General features: G+C 72.1%; 13 protein-coding genes and 1 tRNA gene. 7 read left to right on the forward strand and 7 right to left on the reverse strand.

The features are described from left to right. Positions 1–2: 2 nt before the first annotated feature. Entirely contained in the window at positions 3–791 is a 789-nt protein-coding gene (locus C1703_RS07095) for a ferritin-like domain-containing protein (protein ID WP_114251085.1), read from the reverse strand. 250 nt (positions 792–1,041) lie between these two features. Then, positions 1,042–2,097 (reverse strand): LLM class F420-dependent oxidoreductase, encoded by a 1,056-nt coding sequence (locus C1703_RS07100; protein ID WP_114251086.1) that lies wholly within the window; start codon positions 2,095–2,097, stop codon positions 1,042–1,044. Positions 2,098–2,232: 135 nt separating this feature from the next. Between C1703_RS07100 and C1703_RS07105 the strand changes: the two genes are divergently transcribed. Beyond that, the gene (locus C1703_RS07105; protein ID WP_114251087.1) at positions 2,233–3,219 is read left to right on the forward strand and encodes an aldo/keto reductase; all 987 of its coding nucleotides are present in this window, start codon (positions 2,233–2,235) and stop codon (positions 3,217–3,219) included. Continuing rightward, on the forward strand, positions 3,216–5,423 hold the full coding sequence (locus tag C1703_RS07110) for a helix-hairpin-helix domain-containing protein (RefSeq protein ID WP_114251088.1): 2,208 nt from the start codon (positions 3,216–3,218) through the stop codon (positions 5,421–5,423). The genes C1703_RS07105 and C1703_RS07110 overlap by 4 nt, the downstream gene beginning before the upstream one ends. 59 nt (positions 5,424–5,482) lie before the next feature. Here the strand turns inward: C1703_RS07110 and C1703_RS07115 are convergent, their stop codons facing one another. Then, complete coding sequence (locus C1703_RS07115; RefSeq protein WP_114251089.1) at positions 5,483–6,217, reverse strand: hypothetical protein; 735 nt, start codon at positions 6,215–6,217, stop codon at positions 5,483–5,485. A 47-nt stretch (positions 6,218–6,264) separates the two neighbouring features. Between C1703_RS07115 and C1703_RS07120 the strand changes: the two genes are divergently transcribed. Further along, entirely contained in the window at positions 6,265–6,453 is a 189-nt protein-coding gene (locus C1703_RS07120; protein ID WP_003989151.1) for a DUF5703 family protein, read from the forward strand. 92 nt (positions 6,454–6,545) lie between these two features. On the opposite strand, the gene C1703_RS07125 is transcribed toward C1703_RS07120, so the two are convergent. From C1703_RS07125 to C1703_RS07135, 3 genes are all read right to left on the reverse strand, one after another. Then, positions 6,546–7,436, reverse strand: coding sequence for a chaplin (locus C1703_RS07125; RefSeq protein ID WP_114251090.1), 891 nt, complete (start codon positions 7,434–7,436; stop codon positions 6,546–6,548). 132 nt (positions 7,437–7,568) lie between these two features. Beyond that, positions 7,569–7,802: a chaplin ChpH gene (gene chpH, locus C1703_RS07130; RefSeq protein ID WP_114251091.1), complete on the reverse strand. Its 234-nt coding sequence runs from the start codon at positions 7,800–7,802 to the stop codon at positions 7,569–7,571. A 151-nt stretch (positions 7,803–7,953) separates the two neighbouring features. Then, positions 7,954–9,279, reverse strand: a complete 1,326-nt coding sequence (locus tag C1703_RS07135) for a M20/M25/M40 family metallo-hydrolase (protein ID WP_114251092.1) — start codon at positions 9,277–9,279, stop codon at positions 7,954–7,956. Between the two features lie 196 nt (positions 9,280–9,475). Between C1703_RS07135 and C1703_RS07140 the strand changes: the two genes are divergently transcribed. Together C1703_RS07140 and C1703_RS07145 are read left to right on the forward strand one after the other, a co-directional pair. Then, positions 9,476–9,560: transfer RNA gene (locus C1703_RS07140), tRNA-Leu, on the forward strand. A gap of 63 nt (positions 9,561–9,623) precedes the next feature. Further along, positions 9,624–10,001: a YchJ family metal-binding protein gene (locus tag C1703_RS07145; RefSeq protein ID WP_114251093.1), complete on the forward strand. Its 378-nt coding sequence runs from the start codon at positions 9,624–9,626 to the stop codon at positions 9,999–10,001. 5 nt (positions 10,002–10,006) lie between these two features. Here C1703_RS07145 and C1703_RS07150 read toward each other — a convergent pair whose 3' ends face one another. Next, positions 10,007–10,708, reverse strand: a complete 702-nt coding sequence (locus C1703_RS07150; RefSeq protein WP_114251094.1) for an FCD domain-containing protein — start codon at positions 10,706–10,708, stop codon at positions 10,007–10,009. Positions 10,709–10,845: 137 nt separating this feature from the next. Between C1703_RS07150 and C1703_RS07155 the strand changes: the two genes are divergently transcribed. Both C1703_RS07155 and C1703_RS07160 read left to right on the forward strand, forming a co-directional pair. Next, entirely contained in the window at positions 10,846–11,364 is a 519-nt protein-coding gene (locus tag C1703_RS07155; RefSeq protein WP_114251095.1) for a gluconokinase, read from the forward strand. Positions 11,365–11,420: 56 nt separating this feature from the next. Beyond that, positions 11,421–12,818 (forward strand): gluconate:H+ symporter, encoded by a 1,398-nt coding sequence (locus tag C1703_RS07160; protein WP_114251096.1) that lies wholly within the window; start codon positions 11,421–11,423, stop codon positions 12,816–12,818. Positions 12,819–12,827: the final 9 nt, after the last annotated feature.

Here is a 12,827-nt window from a genome sequence, read left to right on the forward strand (position 1 = left end):
GGTCAGGCGAACTCGGGTTCCGGGGAGGCCGGGCCGCCGAGGGCGTTGCGCCGCTCGGGCGCCTTCAGCGAGACCATCCGGCGCCAGCCGCCCAGCCGTTCGTACGCGTACACGGCGTGGATACCGGCCGCGAGCACCGCCGACTTGGCCTTCGGCCAGCCGAGGACGCGGCCCATGTGCGCCATGACCGCGAGGCTGACGTCCCGGTAGATCCTGATCTCGGCGAGCGCGCACTCCCGCAGGGTCCGCTGGATGGCCCGGCCGTGGCCCGCGCGGGCGAGGCGCAGCAGTTCCTCGTGGCAGTAGGCGAGATGGTTGTCCTCGTCGTTGGAGATCTGCTTGACCGCGCGGCCGATGTCGGGGTGGTCGGCGAAGTGCTTGCGGAGCAGGTCCATCTGCTCGGAGGCGCGCTGCTCGGTGACCCTGCTGTGCGAGAGGTAGGTGACGATGTCCTGGACGGTGAGCCGCTCGTCGCGCCGCAGCTGCTCGTGCGCGAGGCCGATGCCGTTCTTCTCCAGGAGCATCGTGTAGTCGGTCTCCGGCGGGACCGGCACGGGATCGAGGCCACGCTTCTTCATCAGGGCGTTGAAGATCCGGCCGTGCTTGTCCTCGTCGGCGCCGTGCCGGGAGATCTTGGGCACGAGCTCGCGTTCGCCGTCGGGGACGAGTGCGGCGATGCGGGCGTTCTCCCAGCCGCCCTGGGACTCGCCGCTCGCGGCGATGGAACAGAACAGGGCGAAGGACTCGTCGTTCTCGAGGATCTCCTGGAACAGACTCTTGGCCGAAAGCATCGTGGGCACCTCTTCCCGCGCGCGTGCGCGTGCTGCAGGATCCGCAGGTTTCCGCGAAGAACGAGTCAAGTGCGGGGCGGGGGGTGCTGCAACAGGTGTACCGGACATCTCCGCCAAATGGAGGACGCGTCGGGACCGGGCCGGGACTGTCCCCGGCGGTGCGGCGTAACCGGCCGGGGGCCCGGCGCGTTGTGCTGCGTGACGGCCGTGGCGGGGAAGACCCCCGAGCCCCCACCACGGCCGCTGAACCTCAGGCGAGCCCGGCGCGCTCCAGGGCCTGCGCACCCGCGCGGAGCGAGGCGAGCCGCTCGTCGAGCGTGAAGCCCGCGGGCGCGAGGCTGAGGGTGGTCACGCCGGCCGCGGCATAGGCCTTCATCCGGTCGGCGATGCGGTCCACGGAACCGAGCAGGGTGGTGCTGTCGATGAGGTCCTGCGGAATGGCGGCCGCGGCGCCCTGCTTGTCGCCGGAGAGGTACTTCTCCTGAATCTCGGCGGCCTCCCGCTCGTACCCCATGCGCTGGGCGAGCCTGTTGTAGAAGTTCTGCTTGCTGCTGCCCATGCCGCCGACGTAGAGGGCGGTGTAGGGGCGGAAGGTGTCGGCGAGCGCGGCGATGTCCTTGTCGTCGCCGACGGCGAGCGGCAGGGTCGGGCAGACGTCGAACCCGTCGAGGGTCTTGCCGGCCTTCTCGCGCCCCGCCCGCAGGTACTTGATCGTCGTGTCCTCGAGGTGCTCGGCGGACGGGAAGATCAGCAGGGCCCCTTCGGCGATCTCGCCGGTCTGCTCCAGGTTCTTCGGGCCGATCGCGGCGATGTACAGCGGGATGTGCTCGCGCTGCGGATGCACGGTCAGCTTGATGGGCTTGCCCGGGCCGCCCGGGAGCGGGAGCGTCCAGTGCTCGCCCTCGAACGACAGGCGCTCGCGGGTCATGGCCTTGCGGACGATCTCGACGTACTCGCGGGTGCGGGAGAGCGGCTTGTCGAACTTGACGCCGTACCAGCCCTCGGAGACCTGCGGGCCGGAGACGCCGAGGCCGAGGCGGAAGCGGCCGCCGGAGAGGGAGTCGAGGGTGGCGGCGGTCATGGCGGTCATCGCCGGCTGGCGGGCCGGGATCTGGAAGATCGCCGAGCCCACGTCGATGCGCTCGGTGTGGGCCGCGACCCAGGTGAGTACGGTCGCGGCGTCGGAGCCGTAGGCCTCGGCGGCCCAGCAGACGGCGTAGCCGAGCCGGTCGGCCTCCTGGGCGACGGCCAGATTGTCCGCGTCCATTCCGGCACCCCAGTAGCCGAGGTTGATACCGAGCTGCATGCCGCATCCCCTTACCGATCAGTAACTGCCTGGTCCGCAGACCATAGCGCGGGCGCCACGGGCACTGCATGCCCGGGGAAATCCGTCGTCCACAGCCACCCACACGGCAGGTTATGGCCAGTAATCTCGGCGTTCATGGAGCAGAGGCATCTCGGCCGCACCGGCCTGCGTGTGTCACGGATCGGGCTCGGCACCCTGACCTGGGGACGGGACACCGACGAGCACGACGCCGCGGACCTGATGAAGACGTTCTGGGAAGCGGGCGGGACCCTCGTCGACACCGCGGACGTGTACGGCGACGGGGAGGCCGAGTACCTCCTCGGCAGGCTGATGGACGGCCTCGTGCCCCGGCGGGATCTCGTCATCTCGACCAAGGCCGGCAGCGTGCCCGACCCCGACCGCCGCTTCGACGGCTCCCGCGGCCATCTGCTCACCGCGCTGGACGCCTCGCTCTCCCGGCTCGGCACCGACTACGTCGACCTGTGGCACGTGCACGCCTTCGACCCGGACACCCCGCTGGAGGAGACCCTCCAGGCCCTGGACACGGCGGTCGCCAGCGGGCGGGCCCGCTACGCCGCCGTCTCCAACTTCTGCGGCTGGCAGCTGGCCAAGGCCGCGACCTGGCAGCTGGCCGCCCCCGGCACCCGGACCCGGCTGGCCGGGACACAGCTGGAGTACTCGCTGCTCCAGCGCGGCATAGAGCGCGAGGTCCTGCCGGCCGCGCTGGACCTCGGCATCGGGCTGCTGCCGTCCTCGCCGCTCGGGCGGGGCGTGCTGACGGGCAAGTACCGGGGCGACACGACCCCGCCGGACTCGCGCGGCGCCTCGGAGCACTTCGCGCCGTTCGTCGCTCCCTACCTCGACGACACGGCGAGCCGCATCGTGGACGCCGTGGCGACCGCGGCCGACGGGCTGGCCGTGACGCCGCTCCAGGTCGCCCTGGCGTGGGTCCGCGACCGGCCGGGCGTGGCCGCCCCCGTCGTCGGCGCGCGCAACGCGCAGCAGCTCACGGCGGCGTTGTCAGTGGAGACCCTTAGTCTTCCTGACGAGATCTGCCGGGCTCTCGACGATGTGTCGGCGCCCGTGCACCGCTATCCCGATCACGACTGGAGCACGCTGTGAGCACGGAGCCCGAGACCACGGAGGACGCCGAGCCGGGGGCGCCGGGCGCCGAGAACCCTCCGGCCGGTGCTGCCGAGGGCGAGGGCGGTGAGGCCGGTGCTGAAGCCGGTGCCGGGCAGCTGTCCGAGGCCGAGGCCGAGCTGCGCGCCCAGCAGATCGAGCGGGAGCGCATCGCGCAGCGGAAGGCCGAGAAGAAGGCGCCGATCGAGGCCGGCGCCAAGCTGAGCGGCACGGCCGCCGATCTGCTCGCGGCCGTCCGGGCCGTGGAGAGCGGCGAGAAGCCCGCGGCCACGGTGTTCGCCGAGCCCGAGCCGGCCCCCCGGCGCTCCGCCCCGGAGCCGGTACGGCGGCCGCAGCCGGTGGCGGCCGAGACCGTCGCCGCGTCGGCCACCCCCGCCCCCGAGGCGGTGCAGGCCGTGCGGCGGGTGCTCGCCGAGGGCGGCGCCCCGGAGGCGCTCGCACCGCAGGCGGCCGGGGCGCTGGGCGAGGGCGCGGACGAGCTGCTGCGGGCGGATCCCTGGCAGTTGCTGCGGATCGCCGGCGTGCGGCCCGAGCAGGCCGACGGCTTCGCGCGGGCGCTGCTCGGCGCCGAGTGCGGCCCGGACGACGAGCGGCGGGGCCGGGCGGTCACCGTCTGGCTCCTGGAGCAGGCGGCGCTGGCCGGGCACACCGCCCTGGAACTGCCGGCGCTCCTCGCGGCCCTGGCCCAGCGGGGCGTGCCGGACCCCGACAGCGCCGTGCAGGCCACGCTCGCGGAGGGCGAGGCGCTGGTCTTCCAGGACGCCCTGGAGGAGCCCGGCGCTCCGGCCCCGGTCCCGGCCCCGGCGGAGGAGGAAGACGCGGACGAGGAGCGCCCGGTCCGGGTCCTGGTCGGACTGGAGCGGTACGCGCTGGCGGAGGAGAGCCTGGCCGACGGCCTGGCCCGGCTGGTCAACTCGGTGCCCAAGCAGGACGGTCCGGCCGAGGAGTGGGAGCGGGCCGCCGCCGCGGCCCAGGGGTCGACGGCGGAGCTGATCCGCGCGGTCGCCGGCCACGGCTTGGTGCTGCACACCGGCGGGGAGGCGTCGCTGGCGGAGCCGGCGGCGCTGCTCACCACCGCGCGCTCCCTCGGCCTGCGCGCCTGGGCCGCCGCCCACAGCCCGATCGGCCGCACCCGCTTCGCCGCCCTGCTGCGGCGGTGCGGCCGGGCGGCGGACGCCCCCGAGCGAGCCGGCGAGGCCGCCACCGCCGGCTCGCCCGCCGCCACCGACTCCCCCGTCGCCACCGTCGCCGGGCTGCTGGCCGGTCTCGAAGGGCCGGGCCGGGACGCCGACGGGGCCCTGGACCTCGATCTGCTCGTCGTGCTCGACGCGCCGCAGCTGGACGTCGAGACGGCGGCGCTGCTGACGGAGTCCCTGCCGGACGGGGCGCGGCTGCTGCTGTCCGGGGATCCGGCGGTGCTGTGGTCCGTCGGCCCGGGGCGGGTGTTCGCGGATCTGCTCGCGGCGCGGATCTGCCCGCAGGTCGCCTCGCGGCTGCCGGATCCCGGGCCGCTGGGCGAGCTGGTCTCCGGTATCGGTGTCGGCGAGCTGAACCAGGTGGAGGCGCCCGGCAAGGAGGTCGTGATCGTGCCGGTGCGGGACGCGGGCGAGGCCGTGCACCGGACCGTGCAGCTCGTCGTGGACTCGGTGCCGCGGGCGATCGGCGTACCGGCCGAGGAGACGCAGGTGATCACGCCGGGGCACGGCGGTGCCGTCGGCACGCGCGCGCTCAACGCCGCGTTGAAGGAGCGGCTCAACCCGGGGCCGGGCCGCTTCGGCGGCTTCGACCCCGGTGACCGGATCGTCCACTCCCCCGTCCCGGGGCGGGCGCTGCCGGGCCGGGTGGTGAAGGCGGACGCCGAGGGGCTGCATCTGTCGTGCGCGGGCGAGACCGTCGTCGTCCCGAAGGAGCGGGTGGAGCAGTCCGTGCGGCACGGGTGGGCCATGACCGCGCACCAGGCGGTGGGCAGCCGGTGGCCCGCGGTGGTCGTCGTGCTGCCGGGAGACGCGGCGCAGGCCCTCAGCCGGCCGTGGGTGTACACGGCGTTCGGGCGGGCGGACCGCCATCTGTCCGTCGTGCACGGCGTGGAGCAGGCGCTGCCCAGGGCGGTGGCCGAGGTTCCGGCCAAGCCCCGCACGACCCGGCTTCGTGTGCTGCTCGCGCCGCAGGTCGCCGGAGAGTGACGACGGCGGTGGTCACGGGCCGGTCCCGTGACCACCGCCGTCGGGTGGCCGGCGCGCGCTCAGCGACGGTCCGCGTCGAGCGGCTCCAGATCCTCGTCCTCGTCGAGGTCCGTATCGAGGTCGGTGTCGAGGTCGTCCTCCTCCAGGTCCTCCCCGTCGTCGTCCTCGTCGTCCTCGTCGTCGACGTCGTCGATCTCGTCGTCGAAGACGGCGCTGACGTCGAAGCGGCACACCACCTGCTGCGCGTCGACCTGCTCGAACGGCGCCTCCAGCCACTCGCCGGGCTCGGCCGGTTCGTCCGCCGCCGTCACCCAGAGCGTGGAGTCGCCCTCCTCCAGACCGAACTCCTTGTGCCGGGAGGCGATCTCGTCCGGCTCGAACTCGCCGAACAGCAGTCCCAGCGCCCCGTGGACGGTCCCGGAGGCCGGGGATCCGTCGTCGCCGTCCGCCGCCTCGATCCGCTGGGCGTGCGCCAGCAGCCGCTGTGGCTCGGCGACGGCGTAGTCGCGGCGGATCAGTACGCTCAGCGCGTTCGGTTCCTCGGGGCCCGTGTACGGGGGCAGCGCGTCCTCCGCACCGGGGATCTCGAAGGGGGTGACCTCGTCATAGCGGTCGTAGAGCAGTTCGTCGTACACCTCTGCGGCCGCGGCCAGCTGGTTGAACGCCTCGTAGACGGCCGGGTCGTCCTCCCCCGACCTGCGTTCGACCGCGGCCAGGTGGCGGTCGAGCGCGGTCTTGACCGCCTCGGCGGCGGCGCGTACCTCGGCAGCGGTGGGCTGCGCAGCATCAGACATAGTGCAGACGCTATCCGTACCGGGCCCCAGCCCGCACAATAGATGCGATGCCGGAATACGAATTTGTCGACGTGTACGTGCCTCGCGGGGTCTCCCGCAAGGAGACGGCACGTCTGCTGACCGACCACGCCGAGTACGGACACTGGGAGTTGTACCGTCTGAGCCTGCTGCGGGACGGCAGCCGCAAGGTGCGGTTGCGCCGGCGGATCATCCGCCAGGTACGGGCCACGTGGTGAGCTGAGTCGGTGCACTGGAAGAAGGCCGGGAGAAGGCATACACGGGAGCGGGCCCCGCGGTCGCGGGGCCCGCTCCGTGTGCGGGGGGTCTGTCAGGCCGAGGCGCGCGCCTTGCGGTACAGGATCGCGCCCGCCAGCAGGGCGCCCGCGCCGGCCGGGAGGGCGAGGCCGAGCGGCAGGTCACTGCCGGTGTTCGCGAGCTGGGAGTCGCCCTCGGGCAGACTGACGGACTGGGCGCCCGGCTGGTTGCCGTGCGAGGAGCCGCCCGGCGTCTCGCCGCCGATGCCGGGCGGAGTGCCCGGGGTGCCGGGGTGACCGGGCCCGTCGGGCTTGCCGGGGTGACCCGGGGTGCCCGGGTCTCCAGGGTTGCCGGGGCCGCCCGGATTGCCGGGACCGCCCGGGTTGCCGGGATCACCGGGGTTGCCGGGGTTACCGGGACCGCCCGGGTTGCCGGGGTGCCCCGGGCCGCCCGGCTGCCCGGGCGTCTCGTGGCCGCCGCCGGGCGGGGTGCCGTGGTGGCCGCCGTGGCCGCCGTTCGAGCAGTCGTTGCCCATGCTGGGGTTGCCGATGCCGATGATGTCGACGCTGTTGCCGCAGACGTTCACCGGCGCGTGGATCGGGGCCTGGACGTGGTTGCCCGAGCCGACGCCGGGCGAGTCGGTGGCGTGACCGCCCGCCTGCGAGCCGCCGTTGCCGCCGTTGCCGCCGTGATCGCCGTATCCCCCCGACGACGATCCACCGCCCTGGTTGGCACACGAGTTGCCGACCGACGGGTTGAGCACGCCGACGACGTTGACCGTGTTCCCGCAGACGTTGACCGGCGCGTGCACCGGCGCCTGCACCGTGTTCCCGGACAGCACGCCGGGCGAGCCCGAACTGGAGCCCTGCGCGCCCGAGGCGGCGTGAGCGGAGCCGCCCGCGGCGGCGATCACGCCGGTCGCGGCCGCCACGGTCATCAGACCCTTGCGGGTGCCCTGTCGCATTGCTGAATACCTGCCTTCGACCCTGTCTCGAATTCTTCTCGAATTCCTCGAAAGAAGCGTTCGGTCCCGGAGCGCATGGCACGCGCTCCGGGACCGGTGGCTTTTGAACTGCCCTCTACCGAGGGGGAAGCATCACTTGTTGATGCAGGTGTTGCCGAAGGCGGGGTTCAGCACGCCGATCACGGAGACCGTGTTGCCGCAGACGTTCACCGGGACGTGAACGGGCACCTGGACAACGTTGCCGGACAGGACGCCCGGGGAGTGCACGGCGGCACCCTGGGCACCCGAGTCGGCGACGGCCATGCCCGCGCCCGCGAGAACCAGCCCACCGGTGGCAGCCGCAGCAGCGACGACCTTCTTGATCATTATTCCTCCTAGTTGGCAAAGCGACCCATCTTGCGATCGCATTACCTGTAACGAAGAGGGAGTAATGAGGCTACGAGCTTATGGTCGCATTCACTCTTCCCAGTCGATTTCGCACACGCGACCGAATACTGGCGTTTCGTTTGGGGCGGTTTCAGGACGCGTCGATGAACCGGTCGAGCACCCGCACGCCGAACTTCAGGCCCTCCACCGGCACGCGCTCGTCGACGCCGTGGAACATGCCGGCGAAGTCCAGCTCCGGCGGCAGCTTCAGCGGTGCGAAGCCGAAGCCCCGGATGCCCAGGTCATCGAAGGACTTCGCGTCCGTCCCGCCGGAGAGCATGTAGGGGATCGCCTTGGCGGTCGGGTCCTCGGCCAGCAGCGAGGACTGCATGGCCTGCACGAGCGCCCCGTCGAAGGTGGTCTCGACGGCCTTGTCGGCGTGGACGTCCTCGCGCCGCACCTTCGGGCCGAGGATGCGGTCGAGGTCGGCGAGGAACTCGTCCTCGTACCCGGGCAGGAACCGGCCGTCGACGTGGGCGGTCGCCTCGCCGGGGATCACGTTGACCTTGTAACCCGCGCCGAGCTGGGTGGGGTTGGCCGTGTTGCTCAGGGTCGCGCCGATGAGCTTGGCGATGCCGCCGAGCTTGGCGAGGGTCGACTCCATGTCCTCGGGGTCGAGCTCGGTGCCGAGCGCGTCGCCGAGTTCGTCGAGGAAGGCCCGGGTGGTCTTGGTCACGCGCACCGGGAACCTGTGCCGTCCGAGCCGGGCGACGGCCTCCGACAGCTCGGTGATCGCGTTGTCGCGGTGGATCATCGAGCCGTGCCCCGCCGTGCCGGCCACGGTGAGCTTCATCCAGTGCATGCCCTTCTCGGCCGTCTGGATCAGGTACAGCCGCCGCTCCTCGCTCACGGTGAAGGAGAAGCCGCCCACCTCGCTGATCGCCTCGGTGACGCCCTCGAAGAGGTCCGGGTGGTGGTCGACGAGGTGGCGCGCCCCGTAGGTGCCGCCGGCCTCCTCGTCCGCGAGGAACGCGAGGACGATGTCGCGCGGGGGCTTGCGGCCGCTGCGCAGCCGGTCGCGGACGACCGCCAGCGTCATGGCGTCCATGTCCTTCATGTCGACCGCGCCGCGGCCCCAGACGCAGCCGTCGGCGACCTCGCCGGAGAAGGGGTGGTGGGTCCAGTCGTCGGCGTTGGCCGGCACGACGTCGGTGTGGCCGTGGATGAGGAGCGCGGGCCGGGAGGGGTCCTCGCCCTCGATGCGCGCCACCGTGGAGGCGCGGCCCGGGTGGGACTCGAAGATCTGGGGTTCGAGTCCGACCTCGGCGAGCTTCTCGGCGACGTACTCGGCCGCCTTGCGCTCACCCGGACCCGAGTGGTCGCCGTAGTTGCTGGTGTCGATCTGGATCAGCTCGCGGCAGAGGTCCACGACCTCGTCCTCGCCGGTGACGCTCCTGGCCGTGTCCGTCTCGCTCACGTGCTTCCTCCCGGTGTCACTGCTGGTGGGTCCCCCTCATCCTCCCTCCCCGCGGCGCGCTCCCCAAGGGCGCTCCCGGTCCGTCACACGCCGTTCACGCCCTGCCGGGGTGCGGACGGGGGGTGATCGGCCACCCTCGGAAGCCTGGTAATGTTTACGTCGTCGCCGCGGGGAGAACCCGCGCGACAGACACCTTGTCCGGGTGGCGGAATGGCAGACGCGCTAGCTTGAGGTGCTAGTGCCCTTTATCGGGCGTGGGGGTTCAAGTCCCCCCTCGGACACATGAGGCTGAGGGCCGTGACCGCGAGGTCGCGGCCCTCAGGCGTTTCCGTGGAGAGGTGACCATGACCAGGCGTTCCTGTCCGTGCGGGCTACCCGAGGCCTATGAGGCGTGCTGCGGGCGCTTCCACTCCGGTTCCGCCGCCGCGTCCACCGCCGAGGCGCTGATGCGGTCGCGGTACTGCGCCTTCGTGCGGGGGGACGCCGGGTATCTGCTGCGGACGTGGCATCCGCGGACGCGACCCGGGACGCTGGAGCTGGATCCGCGGATGCGGTGGACCGGGCTGGAGATCCTGGGCGCCCGGGACGGATCGGCGTTCCACTCCACCGGGACCGTGGAGTTCCGGGCGTCGTACCGGGGCGGTGGTTCGCTGCACGAGCGGAGCCGGTTCGAGCGGGTCGACGGGGCGTGGGTGTACGTCGACGGGGAGTTCCTGCCGTAGCGCTCCTACGGCGCCAGGATGTCGAGTTCCTGGAGGGCGCCGACCGTGATCTCGCGGGTCAGTTCCTCGGCCCGGGCCGCGTCGCCCGCGCGGACGGCCTCGGCGACCTGGACGTGGAGCGTGACGGCGGCCGGGTCGGGGTCCTCGAACATCACGTCGTGCTGGGTGCGGCCCGTGAGGACCTCGGCGACGACGTCGCCCAGGCGGGCGAACATCTCGTTGCCCGAGGCCGACAGGATGACGCGGTGGAAGGCGACGTCGTGGACGAGGTAGCCCTCCAGCTTGTGACCGCGTGAGTTCGCGACCATGCCGAGGGCGCACTCGGTGAGTTCGGCGCACTGCTCGGCCGTGGCGTGCCGGGCGGCGAGGCCGGCCGCGACCGGTTCGATCGCCGAGCGCAGCACCGTCAGGGAGCGCAGCTGCCGCGGACGGTCGGCGCCGGCCAGCCGCCAGCGGATGACCTGCGGGTCGTAGACGTTCCACTCGGACTCGCGGCGGACCGTGACTCCGACGCGGCGGCGGGACTCCACCAGGTGCATCGACTCCAGGACCCGGACGGCCTCACGCATCACGGAGCGTGACACGTCGAAACGCTGGGCGAGCTCGTCCGTGCGCAGCACACTGCCCGGCGGGTACTCGCCGGCGGTGATCTCGGGGCCCAGGGTGTCGAGTACGCGGCCGTGCAGCCCCCGGCCCGGTGTGGTCATGCACTCAGCGTACGGGGTAGATCACGCAGACAAAAAGTCAGACTTATTCATCACGGCCTCTTGAATTCGTCGTACCTAATGGGTTTCAGTTGCGTCGACATCACGTGTCGACGAAGACAGCAGACAGTGAGGCAGCGATGAACACCCCCCACGTCGTCGTGGTCATGGGCGTCGCGGGCACCGGCAAGACCACCATCGGTCCCCTGCTCGCGGCCCGGCTCGGCGTTCCGTACGCCGAGGCCGACGACTTCCACCCGCCGGCCAACATCGCCAAGATGTCGGCCGGGACGCCGCTCACCGACGAGGACCGGTGGCCCTGGCTGGACGCCATCGGCGACTGGGCGCACGGGCGGGCCGGGCTCGGCGGGGTGGTCAGCTGCTCGGCGCTGAAGCGGTCGTACCGCGACCGGCTGCGGTCCGCCGCGCCCGGCGTGGTCTTCGTGCACCTCACGGGTGACCGCGCGCTGATCGAGGACCGGATGTCGCACCGGCAGGGGCACTTCATGCCCACGACGCTGCTCGACTCCCAGTTCGCCACGCTCCAGCCGCTCCAGGCGGACGAGGCGGGGGTCGCGGTGGACGTCACGGGCAGCCCGGCGGAGATCACCGAGCGGGCGGTGCACGCCCTCAGCTCGCTCCCCGAGCCGATCCGGTAACCCCTCCCGGTCTCCCTCCCCTCTCCCCCGACTCCCCAACGCAAGGGACAACCCCCGTGACCAGACTCAGCGTCGAGATGCTGGCAGCGGACGCACCCGAGCCGATCACCTCGGCCGGCCACGCTCAGCTGGGCATCGCCGTCCTGGCGGGCATCGCCGTCATCGTCCTGCTCATCACCAAGTTCAAGCTGCACGCCTTCCTGGCGCTGACCATCGGGTCGCTGGCGCTCGGCGCGATCGCCGGGGCGCCGCTGGACAGGGTCCTCACCAGCTTCAGCACCGGCCTCGGCTCCACGGTCGCCGGTGTCGGCGTGCTGATCGCCCTCGGTGCGATCCTCGGCAAGATGCTCGCCGACTCCGGCGGCGCCGACCAGATCGTCGACACCATCCTGGCGAAGGCCGGCGGGCGGTCCATGCCGTGGGCGATGGTGCTCATCGCCTCCGTGATCGGACTGCCGCTCTTCTTCGAGGTCGGCATCGTGCTGCTGATCCCGGTGGCGCTGATGGTCGCCAAGCGCGGCAACTACTCGCTGATGCGCATCGGCATTCCGGCGCTCGCGGGCCTGTCCGTGATGCACGGCCTGGTGCCGCCGCACCCCGGTCCGCTGGTCGCGATCGACGCGGTCAAAGCCGACCTGGGCGTGACGCTGGCGCTCGGCGTCCTGGTCGCCATACCCACCGTGATCATCGCCGGTCCGCTGTTCTCGAAGTACGCGGCCCGCTGGGTGGACGTCCCCGCCCCCGACAGGATGATCCCGCAGCGCGCCTCCGAGGACCTGGAGAAGCGTCCCGGCTTCGGGGCCACGCTGTTCACGGTTCTGCTGCCGGTGATCCTGATGCTGGCCAAGGCGCTGGTGGACATCGTCGTGGACGACCCGGAGAACCTGGTCCAGCGGGTCTTCGACGTCGTCGGCGCCCCGATGATCGCCCTGCTCGCCTCGGTGCTCGTCGGCATCTTCACGCTGCTGCGGCCCGCCGGGTACTCCAAGGAGCGGATCTCGCCGCTGGTCGAGAAGAGCCTCGGGCCGATCGCGGGCATCCTGCTGATCGTCGGCGCGGGCGGCGGCTTCAAGCAGACGCTGATCGACTCCGGTGTGGGGCAGATGGTCCTGGAGATCTCCGAGGACTGGTCGATCCCGGCGCTGCTGCTGGCCTGGCTGATCGCGGTGGCGATCCGGCTGGCGACCGGTTCGGCGACGGTGGCGACGGTCTCTGCCGCCGGTCTGGTCGCCCCGCTCGCGGCCGACATGTCGACCACGCACACCGCCCTGCTGGTCCTCGCCATCGGCGCCGGCTCGCTCTTCCTGAGCCATGTCAACGACGCCGGGTTCTGGCTGGTCAAGGAGTACTTCGGGCTCAGCGTCGGTCAGAACCTGAAGACCTGGTCGGTCATGGAGTGCATCATCTCCGTGGTCGCGGGCGGCATCGTCCTTCTGTTGTCCCTCGTGATCTAGGAGCGCTGC

It is taken from the genome of Streptomyces sp. Go-475 (assembly GCF_003330845.1).
GTDB lineage: Bacteria > Actinomycetota > Actinomycetes > Streptomycetales > Streptomycetaceae > Streptomyces.

What these genes read in the sequence shown, in the direction of transcription:
- C1703_RS07095 (WP_114251085.1), bottom strand. Translation starts at nt 791, where the DNA reads ATGCTTTCGGCCAAGAGTCTGTTCCAGGAGATCCTCGAGAACGACGAG.
- C1703_RS07100 (WP_114251086.1), bottom strand. Translation starts at nt 2,097, where the DNA reads ATGCAGCTCGGTATCAACCTCGGCTACTGGGGTGCCGGAATGGACGCG.
- C1703_RS07105 (WP_114251087.1), top strand. Translation starts at nt 2,233, where the DNA reads ATGGAGCAGAGGCATCTCGGCCGCACCGGCCTGCGTGTGTCACGGATC.
- C1703_RS07115 (WP_114251089.1), bottom strand. Translation starts at nt 6,217, where the DNA reads ATGTCTGATGCTGCGCAGCCCACCGCTGCCGAGGTACGCGCCGCCGCC.
- C1703_RS07120 (WP_003989151.1), top strand. Translation starts at nt 6,265, where the DNA reads ATGCCGGAATACGAATTTGTCGACGTGTACGTGCCTCGCGGGGTCTCC.
- C1703_RS07125 (WP_114251090.1), bottom strand. Translation starts at nt 7,436, where the DNA reads ATGCGACAGGGCACCCGCAAGGGTCTGATGACCGTGGCGGCCGCGACC.
- chpH (WP_114251091.1), bottom strand. Translation starts at nt 7,802, where the DNA reads ATGATCAAGAAGGTCGTCGCTGCTGCGGCTGCCACCGGTGGGCTGGTT.
- C1703_RS07145 (WP_114251093.1), top strand. Translation starts at nt 9,624, where the DNA reads ATGACCAGGCGTTCCTGTCCGTGCGGGCTACCCGAGGCCTATGAGGCG.
- C1703_RS07150 (WP_114251094.1), bottom strand. Translation starts at nt 10,708, where the DNA reads ATGACCACACCGGGCCGGGGGCTGCACGGCCGCGTACTCGACACCCTG.
- C1703_RS07155 (WP_114251095.1), top strand. Translation starts at nt 10,846, where the DNA reads ATGAACACCCCCCACGTCGTCGTGGTCATGGGCGTCGCGGGCACCGGC.